The organism is Streptomyces griseus subsp. griseus, from assembly GCF_000720255.1.
In the GTDB taxonomy this organism is placed as follows: Bacteria; Actinomycetota; Actinomycetes; order Streptomycetales; family Streptomycetaceae; genus Streptomyces; species Streptomyces griseus_I.
The window spans coordinates 108,493-129,591 of the sequence record NZ_JOJE01000007.1; the positions used below are offsets into that span (position 1 = coordinate 108,493).

17 protein-coding genes and 1 pseudogene are annotated in these 21,099 nt (G+C 68.9%); 8 read left to right on the plus strand and 10 right to left on the minus strand.

Features of this window, described 5'->3' with window-relative positions; translation table 11 throughout:
• Window positions 1-4 precede the first annotated feature (4 nt).
• The 3 genes from IG99_RS13135 to ctaD all read right to left on the minus strand — a co-directional run bounded on the left by IG99_RS13135 (window position 5) and on the right by ctaD (window position 3,327).
• The gene (locus IG99_RS13135; protein ID WP_037673251.1) at window positions 5-871 is read right to left on the minus strand and encodes a universal stress protein; all 867 of its coding nucleotides are present in this window, start codon (window positions 869-871) and stop codon (window positions 5-7) included.
• Window positions 872-1,306: 435 nt separating this feature from the next.
• Window positions 1,307-1,669 carry a hypothetical protein gene (locus IG99_RS13140; RefSeq protein ID WP_037673252.1) on the minus strand — a complete coding sequence of 121 codons (363 nt, stop codon included), beginning with the start codon at window positions 1,667-1,669 and terminating at the stop codon, window positions 1,307-1,309.
• On the minus strand, window positions 1,666-3,327 hold the full coding sequence (gene ctaD / locus IG99_RS13145) for an aa3-type cytochrome oxidase subunit I (RefSeq protein ID WP_078947684.1): 1,662 nt from the start codon (window positions 3,325-3,327) through the stop codon (window positions 1,666-1,668). The genes IG99_RS13140 and ctaD overlap by 4 nt, the downstream gene beginning before the upstream one ends.
• 300 nt (window positions 3,328-3,627) lie before the next feature.
• Between ctaD and IG99_RS45325 the strand changes: the two are divergent.
• The 5 genes and pseudogenes from IG99_RS45325 to IG99_RS13165 all read left to right on the plus strand — a co-directional run.
• Window positions 3,628-4,548, plus strand: a pseudogene (locus IG99_RS45325) (PP2C family protein-serine/threonine phosphatase); the annotation flags it as partial.
• Between the two features lie 17 nt (window positions 4,549-4,565).
• Window positions 4,566-4,952, plus strand: a complete 387-nt coding sequence (locus IG99_RS51985) for a PP2C family protein-serine/threonine phosphatase (protein WP_078947686.1) — start codon at window positions 4,566-4,568, stop codon at window positions 4,950-4,952.
• 458 nt (window positions 4,953-5,410) lie between these two features.
• The gene (tal, locus tag IG99_RS13155; protein ID WP_037673257.1) at window positions 5,411-6,532 is read left to right on the plus strand and encodes a transaldolase; all 1,122 of its coding nucleotides are present in this window, start codon (window positions 5,411-5,413) and stop codon (window positions 6,530-6,532) included.
• Window positions 6,533-6,534: 2 nt separating this feature from the next.
• Window positions 6,535-7,785: an NAD(P)/FAD-dependent oxidoreductase gene (locus IG99_RS13160; protein WP_037673259.1), complete on the plus strand. Its 1,251-nt coding sequence runs from the start codon at window positions 6,535-6,537 to the stop codon at window positions 7,783-7,785.
• Window positions 7,786-7,885: 100 nt separating this feature from the next.
• Complete coding sequence (locus tag IG99_RS13165; RefSeq protein WP_051865307.1) at window positions 7,886-8,380, plus strand: universal stress protein; 495 nt, start codon at window positions 7,886-7,888, stop codon at window positions 8,378-8,380.
• An 82-nt stretch (window positions 8,381-8,462) separates the two neighbouring features.
• On the opposite strand, the gene IG99_RS13170 is transcribed toward IG99_RS13165, so the two are convergent.
• From IG99_RS13170 to gap, 6 genes are all read right to left on the minus strand, one after another.
• Window positions 8,463-10,826: a glycoside hydrolase family 65 protein gene (locus tag IG99_RS13170; RefSeq protein ID WP_037673262.1), complete on the minus strand. Its 2,364-nt coding sequence runs from the start codon at window positions 10,824-10,826 to the stop codon at window positions 8,463-8,465.
• A 271-nt stretch (window positions 10,827-11,097) separates the two neighbouring features.
• A complete protein-coding gene (locus IG99_RS13175) occupies window positions 11,098-12,396 on the minus strand; it encodes a dihydrolipoamide acetyltransferase family protein (protein WP_037673264.1) in 1,299 nt (432 codons plus the stop codon).
• A gap of 10 nt (window positions 12,397-12,406) precedes the next feature.
• Window positions 12,407-13,423, minus strand: a complete 1,017-nt coding sequence (locus IG99_RS13180) for an alpha-ketoacid dehydrogenase subunit beta (protein ID WP_037673266.1) — start codon at window positions 13,421-13,423, stop codon at window positions 12,407-12,409.
• On the minus strand, window positions 13,338-14,528 hold the full coding sequence (locus IG99_RS13185) for a thiamine pyrophosphate-dependent enzyme (protein WP_234311839.1): 1,191 nt from the start codon (window positions 14,526-14,528) through the stop codon (window positions 13,338-13,340). The genes IG99_RS13180 and IG99_RS13185 overlap by 86 nt, the downstream gene beginning before the upstream one ends.
• Before the next feature lie 45 nt (window positions 14,529-14,573).
• On the minus strand, window positions 14,574-15,041 hold the full coding sequence (locus tag IG99_RS13190; protein ID WP_037673269.1) for a CBS domain-containing protein: 468 nt from the start codon (window positions 15,039-15,041) through the stop codon (window positions 14,574-14,576).
• Window positions 15,042-15,103: 62 nt separating this feature from the next.
• Entirely contained in the window at window positions 15,104-16,111 is a 1,008-nt protein-coding gene (gene gap / locus IG99_RS13195; protein ID WP_037673271.1) for a type I glyceraldehyde-3-phosphate dehydrogenase, read from the minus strand.
• Window positions 16,112-16,527: 416 nt separating this feature from the next.
• Between gap and IG99_RS13200 the strand changes: the two genes are divergently transcribed.
• Entirely contained in the window at window positions 16,528-19,299 is a 2,772-nt protein-coding gene (locus tag IG99_RS13200) for an aconitate hydratase (protein WP_107055901.1), read from the plus strand.
• Window positions 19,300-19,528: 229 nt separating this feature from the next.
• Here IG99_RS13200 and IG99_RS13205 read toward each other — a convergent pair whose 3' ends face one another.
• On the minus strand, window positions 19,529-19,999 hold the full coding sequence (locus IG99_RS13205; RefSeq protein WP_037673273.1) for a universal stress protein: 471 nt from the start codon (window positions 19,997-19,999) through the stop codon (window positions 19,529-19,531).
• Between the two features lie 203 nt (window positions 20,000-20,202).
• Here IG99_RS13205 and IG99_RS13210 point away from each other — a divergent pair, with 203 nt between their 5' ends.
• Window positions 20,203-20,535, plus strand: coding sequence for a cupin domain-containing protein (locus IG99_RS13210; RefSeq protein WP_037673275.1), 333 nt, complete (start codon window positions 20,203-20,205; stop codon window positions 20,533-20,535).
• 72 nt (window positions 20,536-20,607) lie between these two features.
• Complete coding sequence (locus IG99_RS13215) at window positions 20,608-21,084, plus strand: DUF488 domain-containing protein (RefSeq protein WP_078947693.1); 477 nt, start codon at window positions 20,608-20,610, stop codon at window positions 21,082-21,084.
• Window positions 21,085-21,099: the final 15 nt, after the last annotated feature.

The following is a 21,099-nucleotide window of genomic DNA, read 5'->3' on the forward strand; positions in this document are numbered from 1 at the left end:
ACCCTCAGCCATGGGGGACAACGGCGATGGGACAGGCCGCATGGTGCACGGCCGCATGAGCCACCGGCCCGAGGCGCGGCGCCAGTGCGCCCCGGTGCCTGCGTCTGCCTACGACCAGCAGTCCCGCCGTCTCCGTGTCGTGGACGACTGCTCTGGCCGGGCTGTCGAGGGTAAGGACTTTGATCACCCGCATACCGCGGAACTTCTTGCGCCATGGACGGAGTTGCTTGCGGAGCTTCTTCTGCGCCTTGTCCGTGATCTCTGCGGCAACTTCAGGGTCCACGCCCCAGGGCATATGCGCCTGCACCGGTACCTCGTGGCCGTGGACAGCGCGTAGGGGCACTCCGCGTGCGTGGGCGGCAGAGAAGGCGAACTCGAACAGTTCATCGCATGGGTCCCGCAGGCTCAGGCCGACCACCACGCAGTTGGCGACGGGAGAAGGCGCTGTCTCCTCCAGGCTTGCACGTACGAGGACCACCGGCCGCTCGGCCCGTGCCACGACGTCCATGCTGGTGCTGCCAAGGAAGTAACTGCCAGCCGCCGCCAGTCCACGCGAGCCCAGCACGATCATCCGGGATTTCGCTGCCGCTGTCAGCAGTGCGGACCTGGCGTCGTCGGCTACAAGATCCTCAACGATGGACAGCACGGGGTAACGCTTGTGGAGCTCGACATGCGCGTCGTGAAGAATGCGCTGTGCCCAATGGTGCTGGTCACTCTCCGCAGAGACACCGCGAGGCCCCGGCGCCAGCGGGACCCACGCGTGCAACAGCCTCAAGGTAAGCCCTTGCCGGTCGGCTGCCGCCGCGCCCCAGCGTGCAGCGGCCAGGCTCTCGGGGGAGCCGTCCAGACCCACAGTGAGCACTGGCTTCATAACGACTGCCTTCGTCTCGATAGAAGCTGGGTGCCGAGAAGCGGGAAGCGTGCGTCCCTGCCCGTGGCCTTGCGGCCCTAGTACCGCCCGGTCAACGGGCTCCTGTACCAATACACCCCAAAAGAACTCCTACCGCACTGCGAGCGCCGCAGAGCGTCTTCTGCGATCACATTCGCCCCATTCCTCGGTCGCGGGAGCCTGGCAGAGCTCGCCGGGCTGCTCCCAGCCCTGCGCAGTCCGGCCATAACCGTTGCTCGGGCCGGGTGGCCCCAGACGGACGGCACCCTACGAGCAGACAGCACGGCTCAGGGATCAACAGCAGCCCAGCGACGGACCGACAGCCGGGGGAGCCCACGCGACGACGGCCTCCTCGTCGCTGACCAGCCTCCGACGGGCCCCTGGTGGCTAACGGCCAGTGGGACTGGGGGCGGCTGATCAGTACACAAGGATCATCAGCACAACGACGAACACGGCGAGGGCTGAGACAAAGAGACCCAGCAGCCGGACCTGCAGCGCGCGGTAGCGGCTGGAGTACTGGCACTGCAGCTCCAGTACCCGGTCGGTGACGCGCTGGAGGGCGGCGCGTGAGATCTGAAGCCGGTCGGTGGCATAGAGGCGGACGACCTCCTCCCGTTGAGCGGTCGTCAGCCAGGGCATCTGCGCGGCGAACGCCTCGCCGCAACTGAGGGTGTCAGTCGCCTCGGCCTGATCCAGTAGATAGCTCTCCAACTCGTTCAGGCCGCGCGCGTACACCTGGCTGTGCCGCTCAGCACGAACGCCGAGGCCGGAACGCTTCACCGTTCATCACCCCCACCCTGCCCCAGGGACGCTCGTTCCGACGAGCGGTCCCGCAGTTCTTCTCTCGCGGCGAGGTCGGGATGGTGCAGGTCGAACGCCGGTGACTCACTGCGGATGCGGGGAAGGGCGACGAAGTTGTGCCGCGGGGGCGGGCACGACGTCGCCCATTCAAGAGAACGGCCGTATCCCCACGGATCGTCGACCTCAACCTTCTTGCCGTATTTGGCTGTCTTCCACACGTTGTAGAAGAACGGCAGCATCGACATGCCGAGGAGGAATGAGCTGATGGTGGAGATGGTGTTCAGCGCGGTGAACCCGTCCGTCGCCAGGTAGTCCGCATACCGGCGCGGCATGCCTTCCGCGCCCAGCCAGTGCTGGATGAGGAAGGTGCCGTGAAATCCGGTGAACAGCGTCCAGAAAGTGATCTTGCCTAGGCGTTCGTCGAGCATCTTGCCCGTCATCTTCGGCCACCAGAAATGGAAGCCGGAGAACATGGCGAAGACGACCGTACCGAAGACGACGTAGTGGAAGTGAGCCACGACGAAGTACGAGTCCGTGACGTGGAAATCCATCGGCGGCGAGGCCAGCAAGACACCCGTCAGACCACCGAACAGAAAGGTGATCATGAAGCCCGTCGCCCACAGCATCGGGGTCTCGAAACTCAACGACCCCTTCCACATGGTGCCGATCCAGTTGAAGAACTTCACGCCGGTCGGGACCGCGATGAGGTAGGACATGAAGGAGAAGAACGGCAGCAGGACAGCGCCGGTGGCGAACATGTGGTGCGCCCACACCGTCGCCGAAAGGCCGGCGATCGCGATGGTGGCGCCGATCAGGCCCATGTAACCGAAGATCGGTTTGCGGCTGAAGACCGGGATGACCTCGCTCACGATGCCGAAGAACGGCAGCGCGATGATGTACACCTCCGGGTGCCCGAAGAACCAGAACAAGTGCTGCCACAACAACGGTCCGCCGTTGGCGGCGTCGAAGACATGGGCACCGAATTTCCGGTCTGCCTCCAGACACAGCAGAGCGGCGGCCAGCACGGGGAACGCCAGGAGCACCAACACCGCGGTGAGCAGGACGTTCCATGTGAAGATCGGCACGCGGAACATCGTCATGCCCGGTGCGCGCATGCAGATGATCGTGGTGATGAAATTGACCGAGCCGAGGATCGTACCGAAGCCGGAGAAGCCCAGCCCTATGATCCACATGTCGCCGCCGATGCCGGGTGAGTGGACTACGTCGTTGAGCGGGGCGTAGGCGAACCAGCCGAAGTCGGCCGCACCCTGCGGGGTGAGGAAGCCGCCGACCGCGATGAGCGATCCGAACAGGTACAGCCAGTAGGCGAACATGTTCAGCCGGGGGAACGCCACGTCGGGGGCGCCGATCTGCAGCGGCATGATCCAGTTGGTGAAGCCGGCGAACAGGGGTGTCGCGAACATCAGCAGCATGATCGTGCCGTGCATCGTGAACGCCTGGTTGAACTGCTCGTTCGACAAGAGTTGCATGCCGGGGCGGGCCAGTTCGGCACGCATGAGCAGCGCCATGACGCCGCCGATGATGAAGAATGCGAACGACGTGATCAGGTACAGCGAGCCGATCGTCTTGTGGTCGGTGGTGGTCAGCCACGCCACCACCATCTTGCCGCCCCGCATCCGCCGCGGATGGGCCTGGACGCTGGGTACGGCTGCTCCCGCATTGTCCGTCGTGGTCACTGCGGCACACTACGGTCGACGCTCACACGTATGCCTGATAGCCACCGCGGCGTTGCTCCATCGAGGCTGAGGGATTCCTCCATTCAGGCGTGTCGTGCGTCGTGTCCCGAGGACGAGGTCGGAGCGCCGATTCAGGCGGTCAAACGGCGCTGGTCAACCTGGGAGAACGCCGACACGCCGTTTGCAATCGCTGCGGGCACACTGGCGGGAGAGGGGGTGGTCTCCGATCGCGCGAGAGGCATGACGCGTTGGCGAAACGGTAGTGGGGGAATCAGGAGGCGGCGCGTGGAGGAGGCCATTCCCCTCAGGCTGCTGGCGGATGTCACGAACGCGCTCAAAGCGGGTCGAGGCTGGGAGGGAAGCCTGCAGAGGCTTGCGGAACTCCTGGTCGAACGACTGGCTGACTGGTGTGTGATCGACCTGCTGGACGAAAGGGGCCGGGCTCGCCGGGCTGTGGTGACGGGGCGCGGGACAAGCCGACCGAACAGCCCCCGTCCGGGAGAATCGTCCCAACTGCTCCCGTCATGGCCGCAGGGCTCTGCCGCACCGCTGGCCCAAGCCCTGCGCCGAGGCACCGCCGTACTGATCCCCGACGTGCCGACGCCTGACCAAGCAGCGGATCCTTTGGAACGTGCACAACTGGAGTTGTTGACCCGGTTGGGCGCGACCACCGCGATCGCGTGTCCCCTGGAAGCCGGTGGGCGCCCCTTCGGGGTGATCATCGTCGCCCGCACCGAAGCGCGTCGTCCCTTCACCGAAGCTCAGGTCCCGCTGATCGACAGCCTCGCGCATCAAGGCGCACTCGTGGTGGACAACGCGCGTCTGTACGGTCAGCAACGCGACATCGCAACGCACCTGCAGCGCTCTCTGCTGCCGAGCAGCCTGCCTGACGTCCACCCGTTTCGTCTTGTCGCCCGATACTCCCCGGCGCGCACGTACGCAGAGGTGGGAGGCGACTGGTACGACGCCATTGCACTTCAGGACGGGACCTTGGCATTCACCGTTGGTGACGTGGCCGGCCATGACGTGCGGGCCACTGCCCGGATGAGCCAGTTGCGCCACATGCTCCGCGCCCTCGTCCTCGACCGTCCCGGCCCGCCGGACGAGGTGGTGCGCCGCCTGGACCAGGCGTTGGAGAAGCTGAACGAGCCCGACGTCACGGCCACGCTCATCTCGGTGTGGCGCGTCCGTCGGCTGTCTGCCCCTCGCTTGCCTGGGCCAACGCCGGGCATCCGCCTCCGCTACTCGTCCGCCCCCACGGCCGGGCACGGTTCCTGGCCGGTGGTGAGGGCCTTCCACTCGGAGTGGACACCGACGTGCCGCGGGAAGCGGCGGCCACGGCGCCACTAACCGAAGGCAGCCTCTTCCTGCTTTATACCGACGGCCTTATAGAGCGGCGCGGTGAGGATCTGTCCGTTGGTCTCGAGCGGCTCCGCGGCGAAGCTGGAAACTTGCGCGGCCTTTCGCCGGACCACTTCCTGGACGAGTTGGTGGAGCGGGTCGCCCCCGCACGTGGCGATGACACCGCGCTGTTGGCGTTGTGGAATGAGTCCGCGTCCCGATGACCGCACCGTCCCGGGCAGCGGTGCACTGCCCTCGACCACCGCGCGCTCAGACCAGAGGTGACCACAGTCGGCTCGGGCACCGTCGTCGTCACCGTCCCAGCGGGACGCCAGGTGAGCGGCCGCCGATGGAATGCGATGGTTTCGCGCCCGCATTTCGTTAGCCCCATCGTTCGTGCCAAATGCCTCCATGTTTCCGGGCCGTCCCGCAACCATGGTGGTAGCCCAGCGGCTGAACCTGGAACTTCACTGAAGATCAGGAATACCGGCCCCTCTTCGGCGGTCGGCGAGCCGTCCAGGCCGGCCAGCACGCCGTCGGCCTGAGCCGGTGTGCGGATTGCGGGCCACTGGCCTTCCAGAGACGATGGAGCGACAGGCAAGCTCTGGTGCGGGCCCCGGACGAGCAGCAAGAAACCTTGAGCTGCTCACTCCGCCTGGTGCGCGGGAAGAGTGGCAACGTCATGAATCCCTTGAAGACACTGAGCGATGCCGGAGTGTCGATCTGGCTGGACGATCTCAGCCGGGAACGGCTGGTGTCCGGCAGTCTGGCGGACCTGGTCGCGCGGGACCGGGTGGTGGGGGTGACCACCAATCCGACGATCTTCGCCAAGGCCATCACGAGCGGCGACGCCTACGACGCACAGATTCGTGATCTTGCGGCCCGCGGAGTCGGCGTCGGTGAGGCACTGCGGGCGCTGACCACAACCGACGTCCGGTGGGCGTGTGACGTGCTGCGCCCGGTCTACGACGCGACGGGCGGCGTCGACGGGCGGGTCTCCATCGAGGTCGATCCCCGGCTCGCGCACGACACCGCGGCGACGATCGCGGAGGCGCGGGCGCTGTGGTGGCTGGTCGACCGGCCCAACCTGTTCGTGAAGATCCCGGCCGCCCGGCAGGGCCTGCCGGCGATCGCCGCGTGCCTGGCGGAGGGAATCAGCATCAATGTCACGTTGATCTTCTCCCTCGCCCGCTATGACGAGGTCATGGCCGCCTTCCTCGACGGGATGGAACGCGCCCGCGATGCGGGCCGTGAGTTGTCCGGGATCGGCTCAGTGGCTTCGTTCTTCGTCTCCAGGGTCGATGCCGAGGCAGACGCACGCCTGGACAAGACCGGCACCGCACAGGGGGCCGGGTTGCGTGGCCGGGTGGCGATCGCCAACGCGCGACTGGCCTACCAGCACTACGAGCGCGTGATCTCCTCACACCGCTGGCAGGCTTTGGAGCAGGCGGGGGCTCACCCACAACGTCCGCTCTGGGCTTCGACCTCCGTCAAGGATCCCGCCTACCCCGACACCCGGTACGTGACCGAGCTTGTCGCGCCAGGCGTGGTCAACACGATGCCCGAGGCCACCTTGCGCGCGGTTGCCGACCACGGCCAGGTGCCGGCCGACTCGGTCCGCACCCACTACGACGACGCTCAGCAGGTTCTCGAGGGGTTGCGGGCAGTGGGCGTGGATTACATCGACCTCGTGCAGACCCTCGAGGACGAAGGGGTGTCGAAGTTCGACGCCAGCTGGGAGCAGCTTTCCGAGCAGCTCGCCGAAACCTTGCGGAGCCGGCCCGCAGCCCAGGAAGGGAACTGACGATGTCCGCGAACGACGCGTGTGTGATCGTCGGGGCCAGCCTGGCCGGTGCCAAGGCCGCGCAGGCCCTGCGCGAGGAGGGCTTCGACGGCCCGCTGGTCCTTATCGGGGACGAGAGCGAACGGCCCTATGAGCGGCCACCGCTGTCCAAGGGCTACCTGATGGGCAAAGACGCGCGCGAGCAGATCTACGTCCACCCGCCGCAGTGGTACGCGGAACACAACGTGGACCTGCGGCTCGGCATGGCGGTCACCGCCGTCGACCCGGCCGCCCGCGAGGTGACACTCGCCGACGGCAAGCGGGTCGGCTACGGCAAGCTGCTGCTGGCCACCGGATCCTCGCCGCGCCGTCTGCCGGTCCCCGGCGCGGACCTTAAGCGGGTGCTCTACCTGCGGCGGGTCGAGGACAGCGACCAGATCAAGGAAGCGTTCCAGTTCGCCTCACGGGCCGTGGTCATCGGCGCGGGGTGGATCGGTCTGGAGACCACTGCTGCCGCCCGCGCGGCCGGTGTGGAGGTCACCGTGCTGGAGATGGCCGAGCTGCCCCTGCTGCGGGTCCTCGGTCGCGAGGTCGCTCAGGTTTTCGCGGACCTGCACCGCGACCACGGCGTGGATCTGCGGTTCGGCGCACAGCTCGCCGAGATCACCGGCAGCGCCGGCGCGGCGGACGGGGTACGGCTGTCCGACGGCACCCGCATCGACGCCGACGTGGTCATCGTCGGGGTCGGCATCACGCCGAACATTGGGCTCGCGCAGGAGGCGGGCCTGGAGGTCGACAACGGCATCCGCGTCGACGAACGGCTCAGCACCTCATACCCGGACATCTACGCCGCCGGTGACGTCGCCAACGCCTTCCACCCCCTGCTGGGCAAGCACATCCGCGTCGAGCACTGGGCCAACGCACTGCACCAGCCGCAGACCGCGGCCCAGGCGATGCTCGGCCAGCAAGACGCGGTGTATGACCGAGTGCCGTACTTCTTCACCGACCAGTACGACCTGGGCATGGAGTACGCCGGGTACGTCGAGCCTGGCGGCTACGACCAGGTCGTCTTCCGCGGTGACGTGGCCGGACGCGAGTTCATCGCCTTCTGGCTCGCCGACAACCGAGTGCTCGCAGGCATGAACGTCAACACCTGGGACGTCAACGACGAGCTGCAGGCCCTCGTCCGCACCGCCCATCCAGTCGACGCTCACATGCTCACCGACCCACAGGTGCCCCTCGAGTCTCTCCTCGCCAGCGCCCAGCACCGGTGAGCGGTCCGGCGACCGGCCATACGACGACCGCTTCCTGACGTTGATCAGAATGCTGCCCACCCGGCCCTCCCGGACCGCCTCACATTCTTAGGGATTCCCGATGACCGACACTCCCGCGCACGTCCCGGCTGGTCCGATCGTGGTCGGCACGGACGGCTCCCCGCACGCTCGGCACGCCGTGCTCTTCGCTCTGCGCGAGGCACAGCTGCGCGGCACCGGTCTACGGGCGGTCTGTGCCTACGACTACACCCCTGCTCGTTTCACGGGCTACGGATGGATGGCCGATCCTGAAGGTGCCACCACCCTTCATGAACAGCTCCACGACGTCGCCCGACAGGCGGTGACCGAGACGGTCCACGAACTACGGAAGCAGCTCGGCGGACCCCACGTGGAGGTGGAGATCATCGCTGAGGCGGGCCGACCGGCGCAGGTTCTGCTGGACGCGAGCAAGGACGCCTCTTTGCTGGTGGTCGGCACCCGCGGTTCGGGCGCCTGGGGCCGCCTCACGCTCGGATCGACCAGCACCGAGGTCGTACACCACGCTCACCTGCCCGTCGTCGTCGTGCCGGCCGACAACCGCAGCACCCCCTCCTGAACGCCATCCAAGGAACGACTGCGGCATGTCGCCGAACTGCGGCGGCTGCGGAGGGGGCGACACATGTCGTTTGGGTGTGGACTCACTCGTTGTGCCCCGCCCATCTGCGGCGGGCCGGCCCACGACTGGGAGGCTGCTGCGGTTCCGGCAGATCAGGGACAGCGGGTATCGGCCCGCTACGAGAGACGTCCCTGGTCACCGTCAACGGGCTGCCATGGTGGTGGATCTCGAGGTCCGCCCCTGCCAACAAGGTGTACGTGGCCTGTTGGTGCGAGATGTCCACACGCACGCAGCACTGCCGGAACTGCACGGCGAAAGCCAGCCGACTGATCTGCTCGGGCAGCCGCGGGGCGAAAAACAGGGTGTCCCCGTGGTGTCTCATCCCGCCGAAGCCCGCTATGAGCGCGGTCCAGGTCCCGGCCAGCGAGGCGATATGGAGGCCGTCGCGAGTGTTGCGCTCCAGGTTGGCCAGGTCCATCATCGCGGCTTCGCCGAGGTAGTCGTATGCCAGGCGCAGATGGCCGACCTCGGCGGCCATCACGGCCTGACTGCCGGCGGACAGTGAGGAGTCTCGGACAGTGAGCGGTTCGTAGTAGGCGAAGTTGCGGGCCTTCTCCTCCTTGGTGAACGCGTCGCCGCGCAGGTGCATGGCCAGGACCAGGTCGGCCTGCTTGATCACCTGTTTGCGGTACAGGTCGAAATACGGGAAGTGCAGCAGCAGCGGGTAGCGGTTCGCCGGGGTGCCGGCGAAGTCCCACACCTGGTGGGAGGTGAAGCCGGCGGACTGCTCGTGCACGCCGAGTTCCTTGTTGAACGGCAGTACGATGCGCCGGGCGGCATCGCGCCAGGCCGCGGTCTCCTCGTCGTCCACGCCGAGCGAGGCGGCCAGGTCGGGGTGGCGTTCGGCCATGTCGGCGGCGGCCCGCAGATTCTGCTGGGCCATCACATTGGTGTAGGCGTTGTCGTCGGCGATCGCGCTGTACTCGTCCGGCCCGGTGACGCCGTCCAGGTGGAACACTCCGTGCGGGTCGTGGTGGCCGAGCGAGAACCACAGCCGGGCGGTGTGCACCAGCAGTTCCAGCCCCGCCTCCCGCTCGAAGACGAGGTCGTCACTGGCAGCGGTGTAGCGCACCACCGCATCGGCGATGTCGGCGTTGATGTGGAACGCGGCGGTGCCGGCCGGCCAGTAGGCGGAGCATTCGTCGCCGTCGATGGTCCGCCAGGGAAACGCGGCCCCCGCCAGGCCGAGTTGGCGGGCCCGTCTCCGCGCGGCGGGCAGCGTGGTGTGCCGCCAGCGCAGCGCTGGCCCCACCGCGTGGGGCGCGGTGTAGGTGAGCATCGGCAGCACATACGTCTCTGCGTCCCAGAAGCAGTGGCCGTTGTAGCCGGGGCCGGTCAGGCCCTTGGCGGGGATGGCTCGCTCCTCGGCGCGAGCCGCTGCCTGAAGTACGTGGAACAGGGCGAACCGGACGGCTTGCTGTATCTCGGTATCGCCCTCCAGTTCGATATCCGCCCGTGCCCAGAATGCGTCCAGGTATTCGCGCTGTTCGGCGAGCAGGCCCTCCCAGCCGGTGTTGGCCGCCCCGGCCAGCGCCGCGTCGACCTGGTCGCGGACGGCGGGCAGCGACCTGGCGCCCGACCAGCCGTAGGCGACCGTCTTCTCAATCCGCAGTCGCTGGCCCGGCCGCAACAGTGAGGTCACCGTCAGCCGGCTGAGATCCTGGCCGCTCTCCGCGGAGGCGGAGGTGCCTGGCGGGCCTTCGATCAGATGGTCGGCCGCCGTCGCCACGCGCAGCCTGCTGCGGGCCGTGCGGTGCATCAGCCGCAGCCTGCTGTCCTGCGCAAAGTCCTCCTCAGGCTGCAGGACCGCCCCCAAGGAGGCCGAAACCCGAGGATCGCCCTCCCGCTTCGGAAGCTGTTCATTGGCGACCAGTTCAGACTGGAGCACGATCCGCACCTCCTCGTCCACCGCCTCGACCTCGTAGGCGATCGCGGCGGTCGCCCGCTGAGTGAGCGAGACCAGCCGGGTCGAGCGGATGCGCACCGTGCGCCCCGACGGAGTCGTCCACTCGACCCTGCGGTGCAGTACCCCAGCGCGGAAGTCCAGCAGCCGCTCGTGGCGGTGCAGCCGGCCGTAACGCAGGTCGAACGGCTCGTCGTCGACCAACAGCCGGATCACCTTGCCGTTGGTCACGTTGATGATCGTCTGCCCGGACTCCGGGTATCCGTAGCCGGCCTCCGCATACGGCAGTGGACGGAACTCGAACACGCCGTTGAGGTAGGTCCCCGGCAGCCCGTGCGGCTCGCCCTCGTCCAGGTTGCCGCGCCAGCCGATGTGGCCGTTGGCCAGTGCGAACACCGACTCGCTCTGCTCCAGCACGTCCAGGTCGAGCTCGCTCTCGCGCAGGCACCACGGTTCGACGGTGTACGCAGGATGGGTGATCATGGCGGGCCTCCGGCACTCGGTGACGGTCGCGGACGATCGGGCCGTGGCCCTGACTGCGGTTGGACTGTTGCGGCGCGACTGGGAGAGGCTGGCTGGTCAGGGCGGGCGGTGCAGCGGTCTGAGGGCCGTGGTGGTCCGGCCCGGCGTGCTCTCGCTGTACTGGCGGTACTTGAACCCGTGGTGCGGCGATGCCGCAGACGCGGTTGGCGGGCGGCGAAGACCAGCGGCACAGGCGACGTCCGGGTGTGTGAGCGGGCAGCGTCTCCATCGGCTACAGCACGATGCCCAGGGGGTGTTCGAGGAGTGTTTTGAGGTCGGCGAGGAAAGCGGCGGCGGTGGCGCCGTCCAGGACGCGGTGGTCGATGGACAAGGTCAGCGCCATGGTCGTGCCGACGGCGAGTTCGCCGTCGCGGATGACGGGCTGGGTTTGCGCGGCGCCAACGGCGAGGATCGCGGCCTGGGGCGGGTTGATGAGGGCGGTGAAGTGGTCGACGCCGTAGGTGCCCAGGTTGCTGATGGTGAAGGTGCCGCCGCTGAGGTCCTCCAATGCGAGGCGGCCGGCGCGGGCGTTGTCGGCCAGGGCGTGGGCCTCGCGGGCAATCTGGGTCAGGGTCTTGCGGTCGGCGTCGTGTACCACGGGGACGGTCAGTCCGTCCTCGAGGGCGACGGCGATGCCGATGTGGCTGCGGCGGTGGCGCAGGATGCGAGTGCTGTCCCAGGAGGAGTTGGCCTGCGGGTGAGTGCGCAAGGCTGTCGCGCACGCTTTGACGAGCAGGTCGGTGACGCTGATGCGGGGGCCGGGTTCGCCGAGTTGCGCGTTGATGTCGGCTCGGAAGGTGAGCAGCGGTTCGGCGTCGATGACGGTGGTCAGGTAGAAGTGCGGGGCCTGCTGCGTGCTCTGGGTCAGGCGCTGTGCGGTGAGGCGGCGGATGGTGCTCAGTGGCACTTCCTCGTCGTCTTCGGCCTCCTCGGCGGGTGTCTGGTGCGCCGCTGCGGGTCCGGCGGGCTGTGCGGGCTCGGGTGCGGTGGGGGGCCGGATGGCGCCTGGTTGTCCGCCGTGCCGGGAGATGGCGTCGTCCACGTCCGCGCGGACGATGCGCCCTCCGGGGCCGCTGCCGGTGAGCGTGGTGATGTCGATGCCGTGCCGGCGGGCCAATGCCCGGGCCAGCGGGGAGGTGCGCACCTCCTGCTCGTCCCTCCGGGCGGGCGCGGGGGGCTCGGCGGTGGCGGGGATGGTCTGCGCGGGGCCTTCGGTCGGCCTTGCGGGCGGTGCCGGGGCGGGTGCGGCCGTCTGACGGGCTTGCTCAGGTGCAGGCTGGTCCGGCGCGGCCTGGGGTTCGGTTCCGATGACGGCGAGAGGGGTTCCGATGGGCACGGTGGTGCCTTCGGCGACGAGGATGCGGGTGAGGGGCCCCTCGTCGTATGCCTCCAGTTCCATCACGGCCTTGTCGGTTTCGATCTCGGCGATGGCATCGCCCTTGCGGACCGGGGCGCCCTCGTGGGTGAGCCATCGGCTCAGGGTGCCCTCCTCCATGGTGTCGGACAGGCGGGGCATGAGGACTTCGGGCATCACGGGCCTCCTAACCGCCTGCGGGTGTGGTCGGGTGGGCGGTGAAACCGGTGGCGTCGAGGGTTTCGTGGATCACCCGGGTCAGTGCTGCCGCGTCGGGCAGGGCGGCGGTCTCCAGCTGTTTGGCGTACGGAAGGGGGACCTCGGCGGCGGCGACGCGGCGGACGGGCGCGTCGAGGCGGTCGAAGGCCCCCTCGGCGATGGTCGCCGCGATCTCGGCGCCGATGCCGTAGCTGAGCCAGTCGTCTTCGAGGATGACGGCGCGGGTGGTCTTGCGTACCGAAATGCACACGGTCTGCCGGTCCAGCGGTCGCAGGCTGCGCAGGTCGACGACCTCGACCGAAATGCCCTCCGTCTCTAGGCGGTGGGCTACGTCCAGGGCGATCGCTGCGGCGCGCGAGTAGGCGACGACGGTGAGGTCCCGGCCGGGTTTGGTGATCTGCGCGGTGCCGATGGGCACGGTGTGCTCGCCGTCGGGGACCTCACCCTTGGTGTTGTACAGCGCGAGGTTCTCCAGCACGAGCACCGGGTCGTCGTCGCGGATGGCGGCGGTCAGCAGCCCTTTGGCGTCCGCCGGGCTGGCGGGGGCGACGACCTTGAGCCCGGGCACGTGGGCGTAGAAGACCTCCAGGTTCTGCGAGTGGGTGGCGGCCAGTTGTTGCCCGCCGCCTCCGGGGGTGCGGATCACCATCGGCACCGAGACCTGGCCGCCGAACATGGCGTGCATCTTGGCGGCGTGGTTCACGATCTGGTCGATGGCCAGCAGGCTGAAGTTGATGGTCATGATCTCCACGACCGGCCGCAGACCGAGCATGGCCGCGCCGACCGCTGCGCCGACGAAGCCCTCCTCGCAGATCGGCGTGTCGCGCACCCGACGGGGGCCGAACTCGTCCAGCAGCCCGGTGGTGATCTTGTAGGAGCCTTCGAAGACGCCGATCTCCTCACCGATCAGCAGGATGTTCTCGTCCCGCAGCATCTCCGCCCGGAGTGTGTCGTGCAGCGCCTGGCGGTAGGTGACAGCGGCCACGGCTACTCCTTCCCGGGGCGGTCGGCGAAGAGCCCGGGACCGGTCGGGCTGTCTCCGGGCAGGCCGAAGTGGGTGTTGGCGACCTCGGTGGCGTAGACGTGGTCGAACAGGGTGGCGACGTCCGGGGGCGGGCTGGCGTCGGCGAAGTCGACGGCGGCGGTGACCGCCTGCTCGCATTCCTCGTCGATGCGGTCCGCCGCCTCTTGACGAGGATGCGGTCCTCGATCAGGCGGGCCCGGAAGGCGGGCAGCGGGTCCTGCTCACGCAGCCGCTCGGCCTCCTGCGCCGAGCGGTAGCGGGCCGAGTCGACCACGGAGTGGCCGCGCAGCCGGTGACTGACGGCCTCCAGAAGCCGGGGCCGGTGCTCGGTGCGCGCCTGCTCCAGAGCGGTCTGTGCTGCGTCGCGGACGGCGATCACGTCGTTGCCGTCCACCCGAGCGCCTGGGATCCGGTAGGCGCAGCCGCGCCGGTACAGCGCGGGTTCTCCTGAGGCGGCCTCGACCGGGGTTCCCATGCCGAGGTGGTTGTTGACGATGACGTAGACGATGGGCAGGTGCCATACGGCGGCGAGGTTGAGAGATTCGTGGAAGGCGCCGATGTTGGTGGTGCCGTCGCCCAGCAGGCACATCACGGCCTCGCTGTTCGGTCCGGGCTCGCCGCGGTGGGCGATCGCGAGGGCCGCCCCGGTCGCCGGGGGCATCTGGCCGCCGACGATCCCGTAGCCGCCGAGCAGTCGCAGCCCGGCGTCGAACAGGTGCATGGAGCCGCCTCGCCCGCCGGACAGGCCCGTGGAGCGGCCGAACAGTTCGGCCATCACCCTGCCGGGGTCGGCGCCGCGGGCGAGCGCATAGCCGTGGTCGCGGTAGGTGGTGAACAGGTAGTCGGTCGGCCGCAGTGCGGCCATCAGGCCGACGACGGTGGCTTCCTCGCCCAGGTTGAGGTGGCAGTAGCCGCCGATCTTCGCCCGGGTGTACATCTCCGCGGCCCGCAGTTCGAAGCGCCGGATCAGGGCCATCTGCCGGTAGTAGCCGCGCAGCGCCGCCGGGTCCTCACTCGCCGGCGGTGCCTGTGGGTGCGGGTCGGTACGGTCCTGCGTCGGGTCCATGGCCGGTGTCTCCTGCTGTCGGGGCCTGCTGTCTGCCGCGGCGCGTCAACTGCCGGGGGGCGGTGCCTGCTGAGTGAACCGGTTCTTGTCGGCGTCGCAGGTGGGACAACGCGGTGGCGGCTGAGGGCCGCGCTCGGTCTGTCCGCAGACCTGGCAGGCCCATTCGGTGGTGAGCAGCGCAATCACATCGGACCGGCTGACGATGCCGGCCAGGCGCTGTCCGGCCAGGACCGGGACGCGTCGGATACGGCGTTCGACCAGCAGGTGGCGTACCTGTTCGACGTCGGTGTCCTCGGTGGCGGTGATGACCTCGCGGGTCATCACCTCGCGGGCGGTGGCTCCCTCGCGGGCGAGCAGGTCGTACTCGCTGACCAGGCCGACCACCGCGCCGGCGGTGTCCAGGACCGGCACGGCGCTGATCCGGTGCCCGCGTAGCGCCGCGGCGATGTCGGCCACCAGGGTGTCCTCTGCCACGGTGACCACCCGGGTGGTCATGATCTCTTTGACCTTCACCGTGTTCCTTCCCGGTGGGTGCAACGGCCGGTCCGCTCGACTGCGGTGGGGCGCTTCGCTTCTCACCGCGGTTGGGTGACGCCGAGCACGGAGAGCGCCTCGCGGACCATCTGGTGCGTGAAGCCCCACTCGTTGTCGTACCAGCTCATGATTTTGACCAGGGTGCCGTCCACGACCCGGGTCATCGCCGCGTCGACGATCGAGGCGCGGGAGTCGCCGATGATGTCGCTGGAGACGATCGGCTCGTCCGAGACGCCGAGGATGCCGCTGTAGCGGTCGGTGGTGGCCTCCGCACGGAAGTGCTCGTTCACTTCCTCGATCGTTGTCGGGCGGGAGGTGACGAGCACGATGTCGGCGATCGATCCGACCGCGATCGGGATCCGGACGGCCACGCCGTCGAAGCGGCCGACCAGCTCCGGGAGCGCCTTGGTGGTCGCGAGCGCGGCGCCGGTTGAGGCGGGAAGCATGTTGGCCGCTCCGGCCCGGCCTCGCCGGAAGTCCTTGCTGGGCCCGTCGATGAGCTGCTGGGTGGAGGTGTAGGCATGGATGGTGGTCATCACGGCCCGCTCCACGCCGATTCTGCGGTTCATCACTTCCACCACCGGGGTGATGCAGTTGGTCGTGCAGCTCGCGCAGGAGATGACCTGCTGCCCAGCCGGGGCGATATTCGCGCCGTGGACGACGGTGGCCATCGTCTCGGTGCGGGCGGGCGCCGAGAGGATCACGAATCGTGCGCCCGCGGACAGGTGCCGGGTCAGTTCCTCCTCGCGCCGGAAGGCACCCGTGCACTCCAGGACCAGGTCGATGCCCAGTTCGTGCCACGGCAGCTCGGCCGGGTCGCGGCGGCTGTACAGCGGGACGGTGTGTCCGTCGACGACCAGCGCGTCACCGGCAGCGGTGACGGACTTCCCATAGCGTCCGTAGACAGTGTCGTGGGTGAGCAAGTAAGCCAGATTCTCGGCGGGGACCAGGTCGTTGACCGCAGCCACCTCAACCCCGTCGAGGTCGTGGAGAATCTTGAACGCGGCCCGCCCGATGCGTCCGAGACCGTTGATCGCGATCTTCGCCATCCGGAGTCCCCTTCCCATCGATTCCGGGCAAATGCGGACGAGACCCTCGATCCGTCCTATCACCCCTCCGCTCGGCACGCAGGCTGGATGCGCCAAGCCCGGAGCCCCGCATCCCCTCCCACTGGGTTGCCGGATTCGCCCCATTTGCGGGCCGAATATGCGTGGTCGAGACTGACTCTGATTGGTTCCGCCCGTCTAGGCGGTACTGCCCGGGCAGCGCCGGACCTGTCACACGGCGGACCGGGGCCCGGTGCAGGGTGGTGACCTGAGGCGACGGCGGGAGAGGTCGGCGAGCCGACCGGCATGCGAGTCCCAGGGCGGACGGCCGATCCGGGCGCGGGACCCTCGCCGGGACGCGTTGGTGGGGCCCCGGCCCGTGCCGATCTCCGCCCGATCCGTACTGGGGAGGCACGCCCATGTCCTTGGACAGCTTCGCCGCCCGCGGCACGCTCGACGCCGATGGCACCTCCTACTCGCTCCACCGGCTCGACGCCCTGCCCGACTCACCACGGCTGCCGTACAGCCTCAAGGTGCTGCTGGAGAACCTGCTGCGCCATGAGGACGGCCGCACCTTCACCGCCGACCAGATCGAGGCGCTGGCCGGCTGGGACCCGGCGGCGGAGCCGGCGACCGAGGTGCAGTTCACGCCTGCGCGGGTGCTGATGCAGGACTTCACGGGGGTGCCGTGCATCGTGGACCTGGTGGCGATGCGCGAGGCCATGGCTGCGCTCGGCGGCGATCCGGCGCTGATCGAGGCGCGGCGGCCCGTGGAGCTGGTGATCGACCACTCGGTGATCGCCGACTACTTCGGCGTTCCCGAGGCGTTCGGCCGCAACGTGGAGTTGGAGTACCGGCGCAATCGGGAGCGGTATCAATTCCTGCGCTGGGGGCAGACCGCGCTGCGGAATCTGCGCGTCGTGCCCCCGGGCACCGGCATCTGCCACCAGGTCAACCTGGAACACCTGGCCCGGGTGGTGTTCGCCGAGGACGGCACGGCCTTCCCGGACACCCTGGTCGGGACCGATTCCCACACCCCCATGGTCAACGGGCTCGGCGTGCTCGGCTGGGGGGTGGGAGGCATCGAGGCGGAGGCAGCGATGCTCGGCCGGCCGGTGAGCATGCTCATCCCCAAGGTCATCGGCGTGCGGCTCACCGGCGGGCTGCCAGAAGGGAGCACCGCCACCGACCTGGTGCTGACCATCGCCGAGCGGCTGCGCCAGCACGGCGTCGTGGGCTCCTTCGTGGAGTTCTACGGACCCGGCGTGGCCGAGGTGCCGCTGGCCAACCGGGCCACCATCGGCAACATGAGCCCGGAGTACGGCGCCACCTGCGCGATCTTCCCCATCGACGCAGAGACCCTCTCCTACCTGCGGCTCACCGGCCGGCCCCCCGGGCATGTGGCGCTGGTGGAGGCGTACGCCAAAGAGCAGGGACTGTGGCACGACCCCGGCCACACCCCCGACTACTCGCAGACCCTCGAAGTGGACCTGTCAGCCGTCGTCCCCTCGATCGCGGGACCGAAACGGCCGCAGGACCGCATCGCCCTGGCTGACGCCTCGAGGGTCCTGCGCGCTGTCCTGGACGGCGACGTGACCTGCGACGCGGCCCCGGTCGGCCTGGACCAGAGCGGCGTGGAGTCCTTCCCGGCGTCCGATCCGGTGGCCGTCACCGGCAGCCACCCCGGCGACCAGCCGGGGTGCCTGGAGGCGACCGGAACGGGCAAGGCACGGCCGCCTGAGCACGTCCCGGTGACGCTGGAAGACGGCAGCAGCTTCGAGATCGGACACGGCGCCGTCGTGATCGCCGCAATCACCTCCTGCACCAACACATCCAACCCCCAGGTGATGGTCGCCGCCGCGCTGCTGGCCAAGAACGCCGTCGAGCGCGGCCTGCGGTCCAAGCCCTGGGTGAAGACCAGCCTCGCGCCGGGGTCGAGGATCGTCATGGACTACTTCCAACGCGCGGGACTGACACCGTACTTGGACACACTCGGCTTCGACCTGGTCGGCTACGGCTGCACCACTTGCATCGGCAACTCCGGCCCCCTGATCCCCGCAGTCTCGCAAGGAGTCGCCAAGGCAGACCTCACCGTGGCCTCGGTGCTCTCCGGCAACCGCAACTTCGAAGGCCGCATCCACCCCGAGACGCAACTGAACTATCTGGCCTCACCGCCGCTGGTCGTCGCCTACGCGCTGGCCGGCTCCATGGCCGTCGACCTCACCCGCGACCCGCTGGGCACCGGCAAAGACGGCCGGCCCGTCCACCTGCGCGACATCTGGCCCACCCAGGACGACATCCAGCAGGTGATCTCCGCCAGTCTGCGGCCGGGCATGTTCACCGACGGCTACGCGGACCTGTTCACCGGCGACGAGAGGTGGCGGGCCCTGCCCACTCCCGAGGGTGACCTGTTCACCTGGGATCCCGCCTCGACATACGTGCGCAAGCCGCCCTACTTCGAGAACATGCCCAGCAGGCCGCAGCCGCAGGAGGACATCATCGGCGCCCGGGTGCTGGCCCTGCTCGGCGACTCGGTCACCACCGACCACATCTCCCCGGCCGGCGCCATCAAACGGGACTCACCCGCGGGCGAGTACCTGCAGGCCCACGGCATCGCGCCCGGGGACTTCAACTCCTACGGCTCCCGGCGCGGCAACCACGAGGTGATGATCCGCGGCACCTTCGCCAACATCCGGCTGCGCAACCTGCTGGCGCCCGGAACCGAGGGCGGCTACACCCGGCACCTGCCCGACGGCGAGCAGACCACGATCTACCAGGCGGCGAGGCGGTACGCCGCCGAGGACGTCCCCCTACTCGTCATCGCCGGCAAGGAGTACGGCTCCGGATCGTCGCGGGACTGGGCCGCCAAGGGAACCGCGCTGCTGGGCGTCAGGGCCGTCCTGGCCGAGTCCTTCGAGCGGATACACCGCTCCAACCTGATCGGGATGGGCGTCCTGCCGCTGCAGTTCGCCCCCGGCGACAGCGTCCGCTCTCTGGGCCTGACCGGTGAGGAGCAGTACACCATCCACGGCCTGGCCGAGCTGCACGACGAGGTCACCGTCGAGGCGGAAGGGGCCGGCGGCACCACACGGTTCACCGCACGCGTGCGCCTGGACACCCCCACGGAAGCCGACTACTACCGGCACGGCGGCATCCTGCCCTACGCCCTGCGCGCCCTGCTCCCCCAATGACACCGTGCCGAGAACCGCACCGCCGGCTTCCCGAAGCATCAACGACACACCGACGCCCATGAACGGCACCCCCCGGCCGAATCCGCAGTCTCCGGTGGCGCAGGCTCGGTCCGCCTCCCCGATTCTCCCGGCCGACCCGGGGTGGGTCGCCAAGGATGTCGTCGCATGCCGCCCGTCTGTGCACCAGAGACGGGGCCGCCAAGGGGGGTCACCCGCAGCGGACCCCGCCTCACTCGGCCTGTGTACCGGCGTCTGTCACCTCGACGGTCCCACGAACGATGACGACCGGACACGTGGCGTGCATCGCGCACTGCTGACTCACGGAGCCCAGCGGCGTTCGACGGAATCCGCCCATGCCCCGGCTGCCCACCACGAGGGCCTTGGCCCCTTCCGCCTCACTGAGCAGCACCTCGACGGGATTGCCCTTGACCAGACGCTTTCGCACCTGGGCGGCGCCCGACTCGCCGAGAACCTGGTGCACCTGGTTGACGAGGCCCTGCTCCGCGATCGTACGGTCGAACGTGGGATCCACCGCAGGCGCGGACCACCCGTACGCCCAGGGCAGCTCCCAGGCAGCCACTGCCACCACGTCACCGCCGATCAGCTCGGCATACTGGACCGCCCACCGCAGCGCGGCATGCGACGAAGGCGAGCCGTCGACACCCACCACGACGTTCAAGGCCGAGTCCCGTCCACCCATGAAATTCACACCTTCTACTCCTATACACCTCCACGCTGTGTGAAATACGGGTAATACGCCATACGATCGCGGCCGACAGGGACACCCCACCGATCCGTCGAGTGGGTAGGAGTCGGTGCCGGTCGGCGCGTCCAGCCATGCGGGACTGTTCGAACGGCGCACCAGCGGATGGATGCCGCCCCACATACCTGGAGACCGCACACATGCAGAAGATCTCCCTGGACGCACAAGCTCGCGAGCAACTGGAACGGGCCGCCTCCACCTCCAGCGGACGCAGCGCCACCACCGTCTACGGCGGCCATGAGCACACACTGCGCCACAGCGTCCTCGCCCTGACCGCCGGAACGTCGCTGGCCGAGCACGAGAACCCCGGGGAGGCGACCCTGCTCGTGCTGCGCGGACGCGTGCGGCTCACCAGCGGCGAGACCACCTGGGAGGGGCGCAGCGGCGACCTGATCGTCATCCCGCCGGCACGCCACGCCCTCCAGGCGATCGACGATGCGGCGGTGCTCCTCACCGTCGCCAAACCGGGCTGACGTGTGAACCGCGCGGACCAGAGCCGCGGACAGCTGCTCACCTTCGGGCACAGCACCGCCAGCAGAGAAGAGATGGCCGCCCTCCTCGCCGGCGCCGACGTGCTGGCTGTGGTCGACGTCCGCACCGCTCCGGGAAGCCGTCACAACCCGGACACGAACCGAGGCGCCTTGGAGCAGTGGATGCCGCGTCAGGGGATCGCCTACCGGTGGGAACCCCGACTCGGGGGCTTCCGCAGGACCGCGCCGGACTCACCCGACACGTTCTGGCAGAACGCCTCCTTCCGCGGATACGCCGGGTACACGCGGGACCCGCAGTTCGTGGCGGCAATGGACGAGCTGCTCATGCAGGCCGCGGCCGTGCGCACCACGGTCATGTGCGCGGAGGCGGTGTGGTGGCGCTGCCACCGGCGGATCATCGCCGATTTCGCGGTACTCGCGCGCGGGGCCCCGGTGCTGCACCTGTCCCATGACGAGCGACTGACCGAACACCGGCCGACAGTCGGTGCCCGGCTGCGTGAGGACGGCCTCCTGGTGTATGACCAGCACTGAAGGGTGATACGTGGC